This is a genomic window from Vibrio sp. DNB22_10_4 (assembly GCF_052879755.1).
The window spans coordinates 159,703-177,944 of sequence record NZ_JBNNXW010000005.1; the positions used below are offsets into that span (position 1 = coordinate 159,703).

14 protein-coding genes and 2 tRNA genes are annotated in these 18,242 nt (G+C 46.7%); 9 read left to right on the top strand and 7 right to left on the bottom strand.

Features of this window, described 5'->3' with window-relative positions; genetic code table 11:
* Positions 1-14: 14 nt before the first annotated feature.
* The 4 genes from ACVA6Q_RS14625 to ACVA6Q_RS14640 all read left to right on the top strand — a co-directional run bounded on the left by ACVA6Q_RS14625 (position 15) and on the right by ACVA6Q_RS14640 (position 2,484).
* Positions 15-242 (top strand): YejL family protein, encoded by a 228-nt coding sequence (locus ACVA6Q_RS14625; RefSeq protein ID WP_042474173.1) that lies wholly within the window; start codon positions 15-17, stop codon positions 240-242.
* Positions 243-270: 28 nt separating this feature from the next.
* Entirely contained in the window at positions 271-2,091 is a 1,821-nt protein-coding gene (locus tag ACVA6Q_RS14630) for a DUF3413 domain-containing protein (RefSeq protein WP_446647992.1), read from the top strand.
* A 65-nt stretch (positions 2,092-2,156) separates the two neighbouring features.
* Positions 2,157-2,233 (top strand) — tRNA-Pro (locus ACVA6Q_RS14635).
* A 160-nt stretch (positions 2,234-2,393) separates the two neighbouring features.
* Positions 2,394-2,484 (top strand) — tRNA-Ser (locus ACVA6Q_RS14640).
* Positions 2,485-2,615: 131 nt separating this feature from the next.
* On the opposite strand, the gene ascB is transcribed toward ACVA6Q_RS14640, so the two are convergent.
* Positions 2,616-4,046 (bottom strand): 6-phospho-beta-glucosidase, encoded by a 1,431-nt coding sequence (gene ascB, locus ACVA6Q_RS14645; RefSeq protein WP_446647993.1) that lies wholly within the window; start codon positions 4,044-4,046, stop codon positions 2,616-2,618.
* A 142-nt stretch (positions 4,047-4,188) separates the two neighbouring features.
* Between ascB and ACVA6Q_RS14650 the strand changes: the two genes are divergently transcribed.
* The 4 genes from ACVA6Q_RS14650 (at position 4,189) to ACVA6Q_RS14665 (ending at position 10,835) form a co-directional block, all read left to right on the top strand.
* The gene (locus ACVA6Q_RS14650) at positions 4,189-4,683 is read left to right on the top strand and encodes a peptidylprolyl isomerase (RefSeq protein ID WP_353498196.1); all 495 of its coding nucleotides are present in this window, start codon (positions 4,189-4,191) and stop codon (positions 4,681-4,683) included.
* Positions 4,684-5,003: 320 nt separating this feature from the next.
* Positions 5,004-6,782, top strand: coding sequence for a S8 family peptidase (locus ACVA6Q_RS14655; RefSeq protein ID WP_446647994.1), 1,779 nt, complete (start codon positions 5,004-5,006; stop codon positions 6,780-6,782).
* A 12-nt stretch (positions 6,783-6,794) separates the two neighbouring features.
* Complete coding sequence (locus ACVA6Q_RS14660) at positions 6,795-7,238, top strand: hypothetical protein (protein ID WP_446647995.1); 444 nt, start codon at positions 6,795-6,797, stop codon at positions 7,236-7,238.
* A gap of 261 nt (positions 7,239-7,499) precedes the next feature.
* Positions 7,500-10,835: a hypothetical protein gene (locus tag ACVA6Q_RS14665; RefSeq protein ID WP_446647996.1), complete on the top strand. Its 3,336-nt coding sequence runs from the start codon at positions 7,500-7,502 to the stop codon at positions 10,833-10,835.
* Positions 10,836-10,928: 93 nt separating this feature from the next.
* On the opposite strand, the gene ACVA6Q_RS14670 is transcribed toward ACVA6Q_RS14665, so the two are convergent.
* From ACVA6Q_RS14670 to ACVA6Q_RS14685, 4 genes are all read right to left on the bottom strand, one after another.
* Positions 10,929-12,587, bottom strand: a complete 1,659-nt coding sequence (locus ACVA6Q_RS14670) for a PKD domain-containing protein (protein WP_446647997.1) — start codon at positions 12,585-12,587, stop codon at positions 10,929-10,931.
* A 392-nt stretch (positions 12,588-12,979) separates the two neighbouring features.
* Positions 12,980-13,177: a DUF2986 domain-containing protein gene (locus tag ACVA6Q_RS14675; RefSeq protein WP_353498192.1), complete on the bottom strand. Its 198-nt coding sequence runs from the start codon at positions 13,175-13,177 to the stop codon at positions 12,980-12,982.
* Between the two features lie 81 nt (positions 13,178-13,258).
* Entirely contained in the window at positions 13,259-13,753 is a 495-nt protein-coding gene (locus tag ACVA6Q_RS14680) for an NUDIX domain-containing protein (RefSeq protein ID WP_446647998.1), read from the bottom strand.
* The gene (locus tag ACVA6Q_RS14685) at positions 13,750-14,661 is read right to left on the bottom strand and encodes a histone deacetylase family protein (protein WP_446647999.1); all 912 of its coding nucleotides are present in this window, start codon (positions 14,659-14,661) and stop codon (positions 13,750-13,752) included. The genes ACVA6Q_RS14680 and ACVA6Q_RS14685 overlap by 4 nt, the downstream gene beginning before the upstream one ends.
* A gap of 72 nt (positions 14,662-14,733) precedes the next feature.
* On the opposite strand from ACVA6Q_RS14685, the gene ACVA6Q_RS14690 reads away from it, so the two are divergent.
* Positions 14,734-15,420: an SDR family oxidoreductase gene (locus ACVA6Q_RS14690; RefSeq protein ID WP_446648000.1), complete on the top strand. Its 687-nt coding sequence runs from the start codon at positions 14,734-14,736 to the stop codon at positions 15,418-15,420.
* Between the two features lie 55 nt (positions 15,421-15,475).
* Here ACVA6Q_RS14690 and ACVA6Q_RS14695 read toward each other — a convergent pair whose 3' ends face one another.
* Together ACVA6Q_RS14695 and ACVA6Q_RS14700 are read right to left on the bottom strand one after the other, a co-directional pair.
* Entirely contained in the window at positions 15,476-17,440 is a 1,965-nt protein-coding gene (locus ACVA6Q_RS14695) for a DNA topoisomerase III (protein ID WP_446648001.1), read from the bottom strand.
* A gap of 129 nt (positions 17,441-17,569) precedes the next feature.
* On the bottom strand, positions 17,570-18,118 hold the full coding sequence (locus ACVA6Q_RS14700; RefSeq protein ID WP_446648002.1) for an NAD(P)H nitroreductase: 549 nt from the start codon (positions 18,116-18,118) through the stop codon (positions 17,570-17,572).
* Positions 18,119-18,242: the final 124 nt, after the last annotated feature.

Genomic DNA, 18,242 nt, shown 5'->3' on the forward strand with positions numbered 1-18,242 from the left:
TTAGCAGAGTCTTTATGCCAATTACATCTAAATATACCGATCAACAAGTTGAAGACATCCTTGCCGAAGTTGCCGCTGTTCTAGACAAGCACGGTGCAAGCGCGGAACTTTCACTTATGATTGCAGGTAATATCGCAACCAATGTCTTAAATCAAAACGTTGCTCCTTCACAACGCCAAGCAATTGCGGAAAAATTCTCTAAAGCTTTGATTTCATCATTAGAAACTAAAGATCAACACTAATCTCGACAACGGATAGATTACACGGCAGATGGTAGATAGCGAAAATTCATACGGAGAAAAGGTCTCCCGCCTAGTGGGCTGGGGTCACTGGTTTGCGTTCTTTAATATAATTGCGGCAATGCTGGTCGGTACCCGCTATATCGCCTCTTCTCCGTGGCCTGATACGTTGCTGGGACAGTTTTACTTGTTCGCATCGTGGATCGGCCACTTTGGCTTTTTGGTATTTGCCCTCTATCTGTTAGTGCTGTTTCCGCTGACCTTTATTGTTCCCTCGCGAAAACTGTTTCGATTGATTGCGGTGTGTTTTGCTACATTTGGCCTCACTGTCCTATTAATTGATACCCAGGCTTATCAAACCATCAATTTGCACTTGTCTCCGGTGGTTTGGGATCTGCTATTTAGCGACGAAAACAGCACCATTAGCTCCGATTTACAGCACCTGTTCATTGTCCTGCCACCGATTTTCTTAGCTGAGCTTGCGCTCGCGGAATGGGTATGGCGCAAACAGCGCAAACTGTCTCATAAGCATGTCGGCCGCCCATTGGCTGCGCTGTTTTTCGTGTGCTTTATCGCCAGCCATCTAATTTTCATTTGGGCGGACGCGTTTTTCTATAACCCTGTCACCGTGCAAAAAGCCAACTTCCCTCTCTCCTACCCGATGACAGCGAAGTCATTTATGGAGAAACATGGCTTACTGGACAGAGAAGAATACTTACAGAAACTCAAAGATAACGAAGGCGCTGCGGATTTGGTTCGCTACCCGCTAACAGAAATTGAGTTCAATCGCCGCTCTGAGAATTTGAATGTACTGATTGTCAGCATCAATAACCTACGCAGTGACATGCTGAATCCAGAGACCATGCCTGTCGCGTACGGATTTGCTCTCAACAATCAAAACTTCATTAACCACTACAGCTCAAGCAATGACGACTTTGGCGCTTTCGGCTTGCTTTATGGTCTTCCAAGCAGCTACGCCAGCAGCATTAAGTCTCAGGGAACTGAACCCTTGCTGATGTCTGTACTTGCTAATCAAGGTTACCGATTTGAGCTTTATAGTGGCGATAACTTTGAAGATGACCTCTACAGCGAGACCATCTTCAGAAAATTCCCAATGGTTGATTTAACCGCAACCAAGTCGGAAACGCTGGATAGAACCATCTCTGATAATGCAGCCATTGAGCAGTGGAGCGATGCCATCATCAATGGTTCAAACAAACCATGGTTTGGCTTTATTGAGTTGTCCACTGTTGATAACTTTAGCGACTACCAATCACAAAGCGACGCGCAGACAGCCGAAGAGCGCTTTGTGAGTGCTTACTCAGCTGCAGCTACCGCTGCTGATGCCGAGTTTGGCAAAATTCTGCAAGCATTAGTTGATCAAGACTTGCTAGAAAGTACCATCGTGATTTTGACGTCAAACCACGGTACCGAGTTCAACGAAACGAAGACTCGAAGCTGGGGGTCAAATACCAACTACAGTCAATATCAGTTGCGTGTGCCTATGGTTATTCATTGGCCAGGTAAGCTTGCTGCCGACTACGGACATATGACCAGTCACCTCGATCTTGCTGCGACCATACTGGAAGATCTGAGCGGTGTTTCCACCAATGCGAAGAACTTCAGCAGCGGACGCAACCTGTTTGATGAAAGAAAACGTAAGTGGATCATAGCAGGTGATACAAGAGAACTCGCTTTGGTGACTGCAAATGACACCACGGTAGTCGACAAGTTTGGTAACTACAGCCTGTATGATAAAGATTACAACAAGCTGGATAACACGAATCCGAAGCTTCCTATCTTGATGCAAGGCTTCACGGAACTACAACGTTTCTACGCTAAAAGTCAGTAAATCAAGCAGTTAATCACATGAATTGCCCTTGACCAGTAAAACGCTCTGGTTTAGATTAAACCCATCGGACTGTAGCGCAGCTTGGTAGCGCACCGTCATGGGGTGTCGGGGGTCGCAAGTTCAAATCTTGTCAGTCCGACCATATTCAAGCCCTAAGACTCGTCTTAGGGCTTTTTACTACTTAAATGTGTAGTTTTTAGACACCCAAACCATTATTTTGAATCAGTTGCTTATAAATAGAGCAAACAGTAAAAATAAGGGTTTACAAACAGTAAGATGCCCATTATTATGCGCATCAACACGGAGAGATGGCTGAGTGGTCGAAAGCACCGGTCTTGAAAACCGGCAACCGTTAATAGCGGTTCTAGGGTTCAAATCCCTATCTCTCCGCCACATTCTAAAAAGCCGCTGATAATTCAGCGGCTTTTTTCGTTTTAGCAATCCAGACCCACGAAGTGTTGCAGCTAAATGCTGAAACTAAAAAGGACTGCGCCTGACAGCCCTTTTATCGCGAACCGCAAAACCTACGATAAATCGCTGCCGTTGCTGGCGATAACCTGCTTGTACCAGTAAAACGACTTTTTAGGAATTCGGTTCAAACTGCCGTTACCTAGATTGTCTCTATCAACATAGATAAAGCCATAGCGTTTGCTCATTTCACCTGTCGAGGCTGCCACAAGGTCAATACAGCCCCAAGGGGTGTATCCCATTAGTGGAACGCCATCTTCCATTGCTTCATGCATGGCGATGATATGCTCGCGTAGATAGTCGATTCGGTAGTCATCGTTCACTTGACCATCTTCAGTTAATTGGTCGTGTGCGCCCAATCCGTTTTCAACCAAAAACAGCGGTTTTTGGTAGCGGTCATATAGAGTATTCATAGTGATTCGCAGACCCGTAGGGTCTATCACCCACCCCCAGTCACTCGCCGGTAGGTGTGGATTTTTGATCGACTTCACTACGTTCGCTTCACTGGTATTTCCAGCGTTCATATCGGCAGAAGCGCAGCGAGAGGCATAATAACTAAACGAGATGAAATCGACAGTGTTCTTTAGGATCTCAAAGTCTTCTTCTTCCGTCTCTAGCACCACACCCTTTTGGTCAAAGACTTTTTGAGCGTAAGAGGGATAATAACCGCGAGACTGAACATCAATAAAAAACAGGTTCTCACGATCCTTTTCCATCGCCATCAGAACATCTTCTGGCTTACAAGAATATGGATAGAAATTGCCACCAGCCAGCATGCAGCCGACTTGGTTTTGCTCATCAACTTCATGCGCTATTTTTGTTACAAGCGCACTAGCAACAAGTTCATGGTGGGCCGCTTGATACTTCACTTGATCATGATTCTCACCTTCTTGAAACAGCAGTCCTGCACCAGAGAACGGACTCGCCAAAAGAATATTGATCTCGTTAAAAGTCAGCCAATACTGCACCAGCCCTTTGTACTGCTCAAAACACGTTCTTGCATAGCGAGTGAAGAACTCGATCATTTTTCGATTGCGCCATGAACCGTAGGTGTTAACCAAATGCATTGGAACGTCGAAATGACAAAGCGTGACTAAAGGCTCAATACCGTATTTTTGGCACTCTTCAAACACACTTCGATAAAAGTCCAACCCCGCCTGATTCGGCTCTAACTCATCACCTTTAGGAAAGATGCGACTCCAGGCGATAGAGACGCGAAACACTTTAAAGCCCATCTCAGCCAATAAGGCGATATCCTCTTTGTAACGGTGGTAAAAGTCGATGGCGTTATGACTTGGGTAAAACTCACTTTCAGATAGAGCGACCCTATCTACTTGGCCAAGCTTGATTGGCATACGGTTGTCACCATAGGGGATCATATCGACCGTTGTGAGCCCCTTACCACCAGCTAAATGAGCACCTTCTGACTGGTTTGCGGCAATCGCCCCGCCCCATAGAAAATCTTTTGGAAATTGGATATTTGACATTGAGTACCTCGAAAACAACAAAAACCACCTCACTCGAAAGAGATGCAATTATTCTAAATACAACCCATTAGTTCGAATCTGAAACCTGCTACAATCAACGTTAATTCAACCGATCATAACTTCAACCAGCTAGAGTACCACCATGATTATCTTAACGACGACCTATGGCGACATTGAAATTGAACTTAACATGGACAAAGCGCCTGTCAGTTCAAAAAACTTTCTGCGCTATTGCCAAGAAGGCTTCTATGAAGACACCATTTTCCATCGTGTTATTGACGGTTTTATGATCCAAGGTGGTGGTCATACCGAAGACATGACCGAAAAAGAGACTCACGCACCTATCGTTAATGAAGCAAACCGTGGTCTTAAAAACCTAACCGGCACCATTGCCTTTGCTCGCACCGATGCGCCGCACTCGGCGACAGCTCAGTTTTTTATCAACTTAGATAATAATGACTTTTTGGATCACACCGGTAAGACAAACTCCGGTTGGGGCTATGCGGTGTTTGGCAAAGTGACGGCGGGAATGGACGTGGTCAGCAACATTGGTAAAGCCATGACTGGCATAAAAAAAGGTCATGATGATGTGCCGCTAGACACGATTAAAATCAACAAAGTCACCATCGTTGACTAACCCCAAAACACATCACGTTGGCCTACAACAGTCCTTCTGTTGTGGGTCAGCATGGTAAAAAGTAAAGCGTGTTTTCGACGCCCTTTGACCAACCGCTAAAATTGCCACCTATCGCAATCCCCTCCTCTCTAAACTGCTGATTTCAAGCAGCTAAAGTATGCAACAAAGCACATTTCAACAAAATACAATGTGATGCCTCGAAAAACGAATGTAAACATAATGTGAACGGTTTTCGCCACCCTATTTCCTCGTTAATTTAGTCTCGCCTGTCTTAAGGAGTATCAGACAGGAACATTCTAAATAAAGACATGAGGTCACAAATGAAAATTCGCATTAGTCGTTTATTTGCGGCGATGCTGACCGTAGGCATTGCCCCTACAGCATCCGCATACGATCCACTCTATTCTGAACAATGGCATTTAAATAACACCGGGCAAACCTCCTTTGCTGCCAATCCTGGTGTTGTCGGCAATGACCTAAATACACAGCTCACCCAAGCGATGGGAATTGCTGGTGTTGGTGTGAAGGTCGCCGTGATTGATACCGGGGTGCAAATTGATCACCCAGATCTAGCTGCCAACGTGGTTGCCGGTAGCCGAAACCTAGTCGAGGACTCCGAATTTCCAATTGACTACCCTATTGATGAAAATGGTCACGGCACCGCTGTTGCTGGTTTGATAAGCGCTGTGGGCAATAATGGTGAAGGCGGCCGTGGCGTTGCTTCTCGCTCTTCATTAGTGGGCTTTAACTGGCTTGATAGCCAAACCGTCGAGGGCTGGCTGATATCTCACGGTGCAGACCCGTCAACCAGCGATGTTCGCGTGTTTAACCAAAGCTATGGCTTTAGCCCTACCACACCGATTCCATTTGATGAGACTGATCCTGAGTTCAAGCTTGAACTGGACGTGATGAAAGATGTCAGCAGCTATAACGCATGGGGACGCGGGGCAATATTCGTTAAATCAGCGGGCAATGGTTATCGCTACTTCAATACCGGTCGCTTCTTTGTTCTGCCTAAAGATTTCTTTGCCGGAGGCAATAATCTGGGACTGCCGATGCACAACTCTCAGCAGTCTTACGACAACGCCAACTACTACAACCTGGTTACCAGCGCGCTCAGAGCCGATGGCACTCGCACTAGCTACTCTTCTGTCGGTACGAACGTCTGGGTAGCGGCACCTGCCGGTGAATACGGTCAAGATTACCCTGCAATGGTCACCACAGACCTAATGGGCTGTGAGCAAGGACAAAACACCAGCAGCGACTTAGGTATCAATGGCCTGCATGGTGGCACTGAGTTCGATCCAAACTGTAACTACACCAGCACCATGAACGGTACCTCTTCTGCGGCGCCGAATACTTCCGGTGCGATTGCAACAATCATGTCAACCAACCACGCGTTAACCGCGCGCGATGTCCGTGCTTTACTCGCAGAGACCGCAAGTGTTAGCGATGCGGACGATCCCGGCGTGTCACTGGACTTTGTGAACAGCGAAGGTCAACTGGTGAGCTACCAAGCGATCTCCCCGTGGCAGAAAAACGCGGCTGGTGTTGATTTTCATGCCTTCTATGGGTTTGGTGCGGTTAACCTAGATGAAGCGATGAAACGCGCTCGTATGACTAACAATGTCCTACCACCGCAGATCATCACGCCATGGGTTAACAATGCCTCTAAAGTCACAGTGCCAGATGCGAGCCTAGCAGGAGGCGAGTCATCAATTAGCGTTTCCGATGAACTCACGGTCGAGTCAGTACAGGTCAAGCTCACACTCGATCATACTCGCCTACCAGACCTAGCCATTGAGCTTATCTCCCCTTCCGGCACTCGCTCAGTACTGCAAACGCCTCGTAATGGCTTAGTTGGTCAATCGCTTGAGCCAGACGTAGCGGGTTACGACAACCAACTCATGTTATCGAACCAGTTCTATGGTGAAAGTGCCAAAGGCGAGTGGACACTACGCGCTATCGATACCAACGGTGATGAAGTGTTCTCATACTTAGCCTACTTCAACTCTTCCACTATTTTTGAAGTGCCAATGGCCAACAACACACAACCAGGCGTTCTCAAAAACTGGTCTATGCGTATCTTCGGTCATTAAGGAGCCCACCTCATGAAAACAATTACATTCTCAATCCTTGCGCTGTCGATGACAGTCTCCAGTGCGAATGCAAAACAGCTAGCCGAACAAGCAACACCCGATCTCTTTGCTCCTTCTAATGCGCTAGAAGTCAATGGCGAACAGTATCGCACGCTATCCGTCGACGAAATTGCTAACGTGGCTGAACTCCACGTGGGTGATGAAGTGTTTAAAAACCCATTCAGTAACGTCTCCAAGGCGACTGGACTGGTGTTTATTACCGTCGACAATGCCAGAGATGCCAAGGCAGTTGCTACCGAGCTAAAGCTTGAAGTGGTCTTCGCACAAGGTGAGTCAGCAGTGCTTCGTGCATCACAAGGCCAAGATCTACTCGCGATCAGCGATTACCTCAATGCGGATAGTCGCGTGAAAGCATCAAAGATTGAGCTCAATAGTAGTAAATATTTGCAGCAGTAACGCTCAACGACCGATAGAAGTAAGTAGCTAAACATGACAATGCCCCGCTTTGCCGGGGTATTGTCGTTTATCGCTATAAATGAACAGTATTAGCCAAATCGACAGCAGTAAGAGGCCACATTGTCGTCGCTTTGATTAGAATTACGCCACATATGACACACGTCGCATGTGCGTAATGTTTTTTATTAGAAAGGGCATTTTTAAGATAACCTAACCCCTCGAATATACGTTTCAACTTTCAAATATACGGTTTGATCAGCCATGTGTAACAACCTTATTAAAATACTACTTTTATCTACCACTTTTCTACTTTTTGGCTGTGGCGGTGGCGGTGGCGGTGATTCAGACGACAGTGAGAATGCTAAGAGTTCAACCGAACAAGCACAAACACTTTTTAATCAAGCTCTGTTAGCAGAAGAAAACAAAGAATATTATTTAGCTCTAGAACTATATAGCAAGTCTGCCGACCTTGGTAACAGTAGTGCTCAAAACAATTTGGGCTTAATGTATGAGTACGGTATCGGTACTGAGGTTGATACTGTAAAAGCATACGAACTATATACTAAATCTGCCAATCAAAATAATGTTTATGGACAGTACAACCTAGGTTGGGCTTATTATGAAGGTTCCGGAACCGAGCAAAACTTATCCGCAGCATTCCATTGGCTGAGCAAAGCCGCAGATCAGCAGCACCACGACTCACAAGCAATCGTCGCGTATATGTATGAGAATGGCGAATCAGTTGACGTGAATTTTGAAAAAGCTTACCAATTATATCTAGATTCAGCCAATCAAGGGAATGTATTTGCTACCGACAGCTTGGGTCGATTCTATCAATATGGAATCTATGTATCTAAGGACATGAAAAAGGCATTCTCCTATTATAAAGAATCGGGAGAACAAGGACATACAGAAGCGCAATATCGTCTTGGAAAAATATACAGGAGCGGAACGCTAGAAGGTGAAAAAGTTACGAGTATAGATTTTCGCGTAGCAAGAGAATGGTATCAAAAAGCCTCAGAACAGGGACATTCGGGGGCGTTGAACGATCTGGGTTTGATGCTAGCACATGGACAAGGTGGCTCAATTGATTATCAAGCCGCATTTGAGATATTTTTAAACTTAGCAGAAGGCCAATACCTGACAGGTCAATTAAATCTGGCACAAATGTATGAAATGGGTCATATCAATGGCAACGATTTCGACAAGGCATTTTATTGGTATAACGAAGCAGTCAAGTTATGCCAAACAGAGCAACTAAATGGATCTCTATGTGGTGTCGCTGAAGTCGCCTTAGGAACCCTCTATGAAAAAGGGCTCGGAGTAAGTATCAATTACAGCACTGCTATGAACTTTTATTTGGATGCTGTCGCACGAGATCACTTAAACGGGCTCACTTCAATAGGAAAGTTGTATCTTAACGGTCTAGGAGTAGAAAAAGATGTAACTATCGCCAAAATGTATTTCGAACTAGCTATTACCGAGCACGAATCTGATCCAGAAGCACAGGTGCAGCTTGGCAACCTCTATGAGACAGGCAATGGTGTAGTTCAAGACCGAAACAAAGCCAGAAACTTGTATGACATGGCTGCAGAGAAAAACCACATCTCCGCTTACACGTATATTGGTGACTTTGTTGAAAACTATCAAAAAATGAAATGGTATCGCAAAGCAGTTGAAGGCTACGTTTATGATCCAAGAGCAATGCTAAAAATAGCAGAGTTATGTAGCATAATTAACTACAACTACTGCACTGAGGATGAGAGAAAAACAGATTGGTACCAACTAGCATCTGACGCAGGAAGTATTGATGCGTTGTTTCACATCGCATCAACAGAATATGATTTTGGTTATTACGACATGGCTGTGGAATCATATAAAAAAGCCGCGAGCCGAAACCACACAGAAGCTGCTTTAGCGCTCGCTAAAATATACTCAGATGATCCTATTTTTAAAGAAGATCCTGAACAAGCGGCATTTTATGCGCTTAAATCAGCAGAGTTAGGCTCTGCCGAAGCTCAATTAAGAGTCGCTCTTTACTACTTTGATGGCTACGGCATGCCGATAGATTATTCAGCCACCCTGCTTTGGCTTGAAAAAGCCCATCAGCAAGGCATTCGTCAAGCTGCTACAGAGCTTGGAAAACTTTACGAACAGGGCTATGGAGTAACTCAAGACCACAAGAAAGCCCACGACTACTTCTTAGAGGCAGCTAATCAAGGTGACCACATTGCTCAATACCACATCGGCAAAATGTACTTGCAAGGAGTTGGAGTAGAACTGGACTTAACACAAGGTAAAGCATGGCTTATACAGGCAGCTTCGAAAGGAAACTACGATGCCCAAGCACTTGTATATTCACCAATAGCGGCCATAGCCAGCCATAGCTACTCTACTGCTGTACTCCGTGAAGACGGTTCGGTTATAACATTTGGTCGAAAAAACTATAACCAAGAAGAAGTAGGAGGAAACTCTTCATCGGTTAGAGAGCGACTAAGCAGTGGTGTCACATCAATTCATGCAGCGAACGACAGCGGCTTTTACGCCTTGAAAAACGATGGCAGCCTCATTGGCTGGGGAAACAAGAATTTTGATTCATACCAAGCTGTGTCCGAATCGTTAGCCAGTGGAGTCGTCTCCTTGCACCATGGATATTTGTGTTTCGCTGCTCTAAAAGAAGATGGCTCTGTCGTAACTTGGGGCGACATAGATAACGGCGGAGACTCCAGTCAAGTTAAACAAAGGCTCCAATCAGGTGTTGAAAAGATAATTACTGGTGAGTGGTTTATGGCTGCCATCAAAGCAAATGGTGAGCTGGTGGTTTGGGGGGATGTCGCACAAGAAAATCTTCCAGACGAACTGAGTAGCGGAGTGATCGATGTGGCATCTTCGTCCAAAGGCGCTGTTGCCCTAAAAAAAGACGGCTCGTTGGTTGGCATTCCGCGTAAAGGTTGGGTTAACCTCTATCCGTCACATGTACCTAGCGATAAAATAGGCAGCGTTAAGTCAATTAACAGTGGCTATAAAATCAGCTTAATAAACTCATCCAATAATTTTGTTTTGTGGGACAGTAGCGACTACGAAATGCCTTTTAAGGCTAACGTCGTGAGCGTGCACTCAAGCAACTACAACGATCATTATCAAAGCTGGTTAGCTCTTCATGCTGATGGAAGCCTCCAAAACTGGTCATACAAAGGCGAGCTATTTGAGCCAGTGTATGAGAACTCAGCTATCAAACAACTTCTCACCACAGCATCGGGGTATGCAGTTTTGAGGGAGAACGGCTCACTGACATCTTGGTACAATTCTCGAAATGGGCTTTACGACTTTCAAAATGCACCAACCCAGAATGTTTCCTCTGTATACAGTAACAATGCAAACTTTTCGGCGATTAAAACCAATGGGGATATCAACTTTTGGGGAGCAGAACTGCCGAAGAATGACAGCAGACTTCAAGTTACTGGAAACTTCACTAAAGTATTCCCAACATATTCCGGTTTTTTTGTAGTTGATGATCAAAATAACGTAATCAAGTGGGGAGACATTGATCATGAAGAAGGACTTGATATTGAACGTTTACTTAGCTCTCCTGAGTAGCGATAGGTGTAATTAACAAGATACCCAGTGTTTTCATTCGCCCATCAACCCTTCAAAGGCTGATGGGCTTCATCAAAAATAAGAGTTTATTGTTTACGGACAAACTCCCACCAACGTCCACACATCCCACTGCGCTGAGTTATCAGCAGGGTTATCACCGCGTGTCCACCATTTAGCTTGATATTTAGAGCCTTGATGTTGCACGTTATCACCGCCTAAATAAGTTTGAGAAGCCGACCACGAAGTGAGCGCACCACAAGTGCCATTGGAACTGTCTTGCACGCTGACCACCTGAGTTGTAGAGTCTGACAGGCCTTGATTGTCGGTAACGGTTAGTGCCACTGTGTATTGCCCCGATGATACGTAGCTATGGCTGACGCTTACGCCTTGACTGCTCGCCCCATCACCAAATCGCCAGCTGTAATTGGCAATGTTGCCATCAGAGTCGCTAGATTGATTGGCGTTAAACTGGCAAGAGAGTACGGTGCAATTCACATCCATTTGAGCGATAGGAGCCTGATTACCACCCGATGGGCTGCCGACATTGCTAGTAGGGACACCAGCCGGAAAGTGCGAGGAAACTAAAGGCCAAATTTTGCTGATGTGGGCACCTTTGTTGTAGCAGCCGCCCAAATGGTGCAAGGCAACAACACGGTGGCTGCTCGCGGCCAGTACCGGAGAGCCCGACGAGCCGCCTTCGGTATCACAAAGATAGCCAGAATCCGTGTTACTGCCGCGACCGTTGGTTACCGGTCGGTCTACCACACAACGTGCACCGCTGTCTGTTTCTACGCCAAGCTCTTTCAAACGACCACCTGGGTGCTGAGGTATGTAAATGGTCTCTAACAAGCTTGGAATACGCGGGTCGAGGCCAAGATAACCGAAGGATTGAATGGTCGAAAAGTTTTTAACAGTAAACAGACTAAAGTCCAAGTCGTAGCCCGTTTCCAGCAGCTTGTCGGCTTGCACCTTCACTACCGTGCCTCGGCTGCCACCACATTGACTGAGCTGATAGTTAAACCATACTTCGGTATTTGCAGCTTCACTCGCCGACTCAATACAGTGATTGTTGGTCATCATATGGTTGTTGGGACCAACACGCCACGCGGTACATAGACTTCTACCACCAATGAGAATGCGCGCAACAGGTTTACTGTGCGCCACCTCTTTCCCATATTTATCATCAAAACACGCTACAGCTTGCTTGTTATCCGAGCCACAGATTGACTCCTCTCCGGAAGGACTCGCGTTAATCACTTGCTCAAGCTGGCCTTGAGGTAAGCCAACTTGAATATAGTCAACGACCGCACTGCCCTCGCCTATCAGTGCCACTTCAACCGCATCACCGGCTATCGACATGGCAGCGAACTGCGTTACGCCGTCATCACCTTGACTACTATCAATTGTCATCGGGGTGTTGTGCTTCGCGCTATAGACATAACGCTCACTCCCGTCACTGCTCACGACTTCAATCGCTGCGCCTTCAGCCAATACCACATCGCGAAAATGCACTTTGATAAAGCTCGCACCTGGCTCAGAAAAACCAAACACTTCTGAGGTAACAAGAGCCGATTCCGTTTGTTCAGAGCTCACGCTTAGGGTGTGATTGGTTGTACTTATGCTAGAAACGCTAGGCAGCTCAGTTTGGCCATTAACCAGTGCGTGTGAAGAAAAACTCAAGCTAGACACGGCTAGCGCTAAGCTCAACCCTTGCCAAATAGTCAAGCGTGAGCCAGATAGTGGTCGATCCATGAAAAGGTTCCTTACTGTTAATGAGTTAAACACCTAGGTGTTACACATTCACAGTAGTCAGGCTTATTGGAACCTAACGGATGATTTGGTGGTGAGTATGAGGTTTTACGAGTTGATATAGGCTCAACCGTAACTGATATGTTACTCGAATTACAGGCTCTGTGATTTGAATCTAGCTACGTTCAGCCAAAGCGACGTCATTCTCGTGAAAACGAGAATCTTCTGCAGCGCGCTCTAGGTTATAAGGTCACATTGAGTGAGTCACTTGTGGTGAAAGATCCTCACTTTCGTGACGATGACGAGGCGAAGTGAGGATGACAAGGTAAAGTTAGGATGACGAGGTGAAGTTAGGACGTCGGGATAGCTTGAGAAAAGTAGGATGATTGAAACGCCTACGAATCTGCAGTTCCTTCCGTAGCTTCTACCGTTTCAACCACTTCAGCTTGCTCTGAATTCGCCGCTTGCTCCGCTTCCATTTTGGCGCGCTCAGCTTTTGAGATATAGCGCGGCTTGTTGCTTTTCTGATTTTTAGCGTTGCCTTTTTTCGCTTTCGCTTTCAGGATCTGGATGACCTTCTTCTTTCTGTTCATAAACGGCTCTATTCTCTAGCGGGTTTTCATGGGCTGCGCATGATAGCGCTCTCTTGGGTGTTAATCCACTGCTAAGCACTATTACTCGCCATCGAGAACATTAATCTCATCCCCTTTACCTTGTACGTAGCTGCCAAGGTGCGTTGCAAAACGCTGCTCTTCAATTATCGGCAGCACATCTTTTGCCAAGTTTGCTGGGAAAACTTTTAAGGTCGACAGTTCATCAATAGCAAGCCACTTCACTTCTTGAATATAGCTTTCATCATTAAGCCCCACGAGATTTCCAAGGCCAGGCTCACCTTGCCAATCACAAATGTGATAAAACAGCTCAACATGGTAGCGCTCTGCCGAAGTCTCATAAAACTCACGCACGCAAATGAGCTCGCCAACATCGACATCCAGGTTCGTTTCCTCTTTGAACTCACGTACCAAACTCTGCTTAGTACTGATATCCCCTGCTTCAAAGCCGCCACCTGGTGGGATCCAGTATTCGCCAGAGTAGGGATCTTTTACGCGCAGCATCAAAATGCGATTGTCGTTAACCGCTATCCCTGCGGCGCGAATGCGATGTTTCATGTTAACTCCTTTAACTTAGCCGCAGCTTCTATGAGCGACATATGAATCGGCACTAAATCTGCGTGATTACTGCGATAACCACCACCAATCACACACGCAATCGGAATGTTACGCTTCTGACAAGTAGCGAGCATCCAGCGGTCTCGCTCACGTATGCCATCAAGGGTGACATTTAAGAAACCAAGTTCGTCGTCTTGGTGGATATCAACGCCAGCATCAAAGATCACCAAGTCAGGCTGATGAATATCGAGAGCAAATTGCACCACTTGCTTAAAGCTCTGCAAAAAATCGTCATCCTCAGCACCTTTAGTAAATGGCACGTCGAAATCAGAATCGGGTTTTCTCGCAGGGAAGTTTTTATCACAGTGCAGTGAGAGTGTGACGATTTGGGAGTTTTGTGCCATCAAAGATGCGGTGCCGTCACCATGGTGAACGTCACTGTCTATAATCAGTACCTTATCGATGCCCTGCGATATCGCGTGCTGCGCCGAAACGGCTAAATCATTAAACAGACAAAAACCGCTACCATAATCAAAATGGGCATGATGATACCCGCCACTTAAGTGAATGGCTAAGCCATTTTCGAGTGCTTCTTTAACGGCGAGTACCGTGCCACCCGTTGAAATCAGCGTGCGCTCGATAAGCTTCTCACTCCAAGGAAAGCCAATACGGCGCATCTTCGCAGCTGGCAGGAGTCCAGACACTAAATTATCGGTGTAGGTATGACAATGGGTCTGTTTAATATCAGCCACGCTAAGCGCTTGGGGTTCGACAAATCGAAATAGCGACGAGTTGGAATAGCGCTCTGCGACCGCCTCATAAAGCAGCTCATATTTACGAATTGGATAACGATGCCCATCAGGCAATGGCAGCGCAGAGTAAATAGGGTGATAGATGAGTGGAATCAAAGTATTCTATTCTCAATTAAATCAAAGACACAAAAGCATTACACAAAAACATAGTAGCGTCAGGAGAGCAACATGAAAACCGTCTTCATAACCGGAGCCAATCGAGGTATCGGCCTCGCTTTGACGAAAAAGTACTTAGAGTCCGGCTTTAAGGTTCATGCCACCTACCGCAGCGCCAGTTCCGCTCACGAGCTGCTTTCTCTGGAAGTGAGCGAATCGAACCTAGCCACGCACACGCTGGATGTGACTGATTACGGCGCGGTAGCGAAATTAGTGCAAACGTTGCCGGACATCGACATCTTCATCAATAACGCAGGCTACTACGGTCCGAAAGGCTACGGCTTCGGTAATACCGATGTCGAAGAATGGCGCAAAGTATTTGAAATCAACAGTATCGCACCGCTTAAACTTACTGAATTGCTGTATCCAAAACTCATCAATTCGTCGGTGAAAATCATTGCCTGCTTGTCATCGAAGGTTGGCAGCATGACAGAAAATACCTCCGGTGGCGGCTATATCTATCGCTCATCGAAAGCAGCGCTTAACTCTGTCGTGAAAAGCTTGAGTAACGATCTCACCTCGCAAGGCTTTACCGTACTGGCGCTACACCCTGGCTGGGTGCAAACCGAGATGGGCGGACCACATGCGCTTATTTCCACCTCAGCATCAGCAAGCGGTTTGTACAAGGTGATCCGCAATGCTTCTCTGGATGATTCTGGTAAGTTTTTGAACTTTGAAGGTGAAGAGCTACCCTGGTAACTCTCCACTTTGGTAGCGCTATTAATAACTAAAAATACTAGCAGCTAGCGATCAATTAGCTCGCTTTAGGTTTACTGCGGCGCTTTCCTGCTGAGCTACCTGCGGCGCGGCGCTTTTTGTGCTTTTTGAAAGCTGGCTTTTCCACTTTCGGTAGGTTACGCAGCGAGTCTGGAATCGGGCCAGTTTTCACTTGCCCCATCAACTGATCCAGCTTTACATTCAAATCCGACATAAAAGGCCCATACGACTGGGTCTTTTCCGTCATACCTTGTAGCTGAAACTCCCAATGCGCCGTCATATCTGGATAGGTTGATTCATCAGGCAGCGCATGGATAAGGCCTCGACCTGCGGGTGTCGACATCACAGACTTGCCCTGACGGCTTAGCAGCTGGCGTTTAAATAGCGTATCTAGAATGCCTGCGCGAGTCGCTTCTGTGCCGATACCATCGGTATCACGCAAGATCTTTTTCAGTGATTTATCTTCAACGAAACGGCTGATGCCGGTCATCGCTTGCAGCAAAGTGGCTTCAGTAAAATGGCGCGGTGGCTCGGTTTTCTTCTCACCAATTTGCCCCTCACGACACGTGAGCACGGTGCCGACCTCAAGCGGTGGAACGGCATCCACACCTTCTTCTTGATCATTAGCGCTATTACCTAGCAATACTCGCCACCCAGGCTCTTGCAGACGCTTGCCCTTTGCGACGAACTGACCACCCTGAATATCGAACTCCAACATGGCTTCGGCATACACGGCGGCCGGATAAAACTGCATCACATACTGTCGTGCAATTAAGCCATAGACTTTCTCTTCAAATCCAGAGAGCACCATGCTTGTCTTTTTAGGCGTTGGAATAATCGCGTGGTGGGCATCCACTTTACTGTCATTCCAAGCTTTAGACTTGCGACTGCTGTCTGCACCATCAACCGCTGCGGAATACTCTTGGCTGTTGTTTTTGATCGCCGCGAGTACGTCCTTGGCTTGATAGAAGTGATCTTTGGGCAAGTAGCGGTTGTCTGAGCGCGGATAAGTAATCAGCTTGTGCTTCTCATACAACGCCTGACACACATCCAGCACTTGTTGTGCACTCATGTTGTAGCGTTTCGCGGCGTCAATTTGCAGCGCTGACAGAGAATAAGGCAGCGGCGCGTTTTGTTTGGTTGACTTATGCTCGGACTTAATAACTTTAGCGGGCTGACCTTGAATACGCTGTGCCACGTTCTCGACCAGTTTACGATTAAGAACACGCCCTTCTTCATCTTGCCATGGCTTACACGCTTCACTCGGTCGCCATTTGGCGCGAATATCGAATGCGGGGCCATTGTCTTGGTATGGGATCAAGGCGTGCAAAGTAAAATAATCACGAGGTACAAAGTTCTCAATCTCTTCATCTCGGCGAACGACCAATCCCAATACCGGCGTTTGCACACGTCCAACTGACAGTACACCTTGATAACCGGCCTTTTGACCAAGCAAAGTATAAGCGCGGGACATGTTCATGCCATAGAGCCAATCAGCACGTGAACGCGCCAGTGCAGAGACAGATAAAGGCACAAACTCGCGGTTCATGCGCATATTATTGAGCGCTTTTTTTACCGCAGGTAAGTTAAGGTCGCTGATCAGCAGGCGCTGAGCGGTCTCCTTCTTAGATTTAGGGACTTTGCAATAGTCGATGACTTCATCCACCAGCAGTTGCCCTTCTCTATCTGGGTCTCCAGCGTTGACGATTTGCGTCGCGGTTTTAAGTAACTTCTTAACCGCTGTAAGCTGCTTGGAGGCGCTTTTTCTCGGTCTTAACTGCCACTGGTCGGGCACAATCGGAAGATCGGCGAGATTCCATTTTTTGTAGCGCTCGTCATAAACGTCGGGCTCAACTTGCTCCAACAAGTGTCCAATACACCAAGTAACGACATCGCCGTTCCCACATTGAATAAACCCATCCCCTTTTTTCTGAGGGTTAGGTAAGGCGGCGGCAATCGCTCTGCCAAGGCTGGGTTTTTCTGCAATGAAGAGACGCGTCATAAAATGAAATGAGTCGAAAAAATAAAGGTAAGCTTAACTAAGCTTACCTTTGCGAATCAAGAAAAAACTGTATAAATAGCCAGTTAATCCATCTCGGTTACAAAAAACGGCTGCTATAAAAAGCCGCTGTTATAAAAACTGCACAAATTTGCCAAGCTCTCGCTCTGGCACTTTCATTGGCGTGCAGCCAGGGGTGCCGACATAGAGAAAACCAACAATCTGATCTTCGCCTTCAAGCTCAAAAGCCTGACGGACAGTGCCATCAAACATCCATTTTCCTGAACGCCAAAACGCTTGAAAACCTTGTGCTACCGCGGCCATTTGCATCGCTTGTACCGCGCAGCCTGCAGATAAATGCTGCTCAAACGCAGGCACTTTTTCATGCGGCGTTACCTTAGCGATAACCGTGATCACCAGTGGGGCGCGAAACGGCGCTTTCTGTGCTTTTTCTATAACAGCGGGTTCACTGCCTGCAAGAGTCGCGGCGTTGGCGAGTATATCGGCGAGTTTCTGGCGACCTTCTCCTTGAGCGAGAACAAATCTCCAAGGCGTCAATCCAGCATGATCGGGAGCTCGTAGTCCCGCCTTAATGATGTTTTCTAGTGCAACCCCTTCTGGTGCGGGGTCGGAAAGTTTGGCTATTGAGCGTCGGTTGAGCAACAGGTCTAAAGCATCCATAACACATACCTCTTATTATCGTTTCGCCATAATAACAAAACGTTAACCTTTACGCACCAACAATGAGAACCGATCTCATTTAGTGGCTCTAAATTGACGTGCCAGTTGTGGAGCGGCTAGCACG

Bases quoted from the DNA above. Each gene is read 5' to 3' on its own strand.
- ACVA6Q_RS14625 (WP_042474173.1), top strand. From the start codon at position 15: ATGCCAATTACATCTAAATATACCGATCAACAAGTTGAAGACATCCTT.
- ACVA6Q_RS14630 (WP_446647992.1), top strand. From the start codon at position 271: ATGGTAGATAGCGAAAATTCATACGGAGAAAAGGTCTCCCGCCTAGTG.
- ascB (WP_446647993.1), bottom strand. From the start codon at position 4,046: ATGTCAAATATCCAATTTCCAAAAGATTTTCTATGGGGCGGGGCGATT.
- ACVA6Q_RS14650 (WP_353498196.1), top strand. From the start codon at position 4,189: ATGATTATCTTAACGACGACCTATGGCGACATTGAAATTGAACTTAAC.
- ACVA6Q_RS14655 (WP_446647994.1), top strand. From the start codon at position 5,004: ATGAAAATTCGCATTAGTCGTTTATTTGCGGCGATGCTGACCGTAGGC.
- ACVA6Q_RS14660 (WP_446647995.1), top strand. From the start codon at position 6,795: ATGAAAACAATTACATTCTCAATCCTTGCGCTGTCGATGACAGTCTCC.
- ACVA6Q_RS14665 (WP_446647996.1), top strand. From the start codon at position 7,500: ATGTGTAACAACCTTATTAAAATACTACTTTTATCTACCACTTTTCTA.
- ACVA6Q_RS14670 (WP_446647997.1), bottom strand. From the start codon at position 12,587: ATGGATCGACCACTATCTGGCTCACGCTTGACTATTTGGCAAGGGTTG.
- ACVA6Q_RS14675 (WP_353498192.1), bottom strand. From the start codon at position 13,177: ATGAACAGAAAGAAGAAGGTCATCCAGATCCTGAAAGCGAAAGCGAAA.
- ACVA6Q_RS14680 (WP_446647998.1), bottom strand. From the start codon at position 13,753: ATGAAACATCGCATTCGCGCCGCAGGGATAGCGGTTAACGACAATCGC.
- ACVA6Q_RS14690 (WP_446648000.1), top strand. From the start codon at position 14,734: ATGAAAACCGTCTTCATAACCGGAGCCAATCGAGGTATCGGCCTCGCT.
- ACVA6Q_RS14695 (WP_446648001.1), bottom strand. From the start codon at position 17,440: ATGACGCGTCTCTTCATTGCAGAAAAACCCAGCCTTGGCAGAGCGATT.
- ACVA6Q_RS14700 (WP_446648002.1), bottom strand. From the start codon at position 18,118: ATGGATGCTTTAGACCTGTTGCTCAACCGACGCTCAATAGCCAAACTT.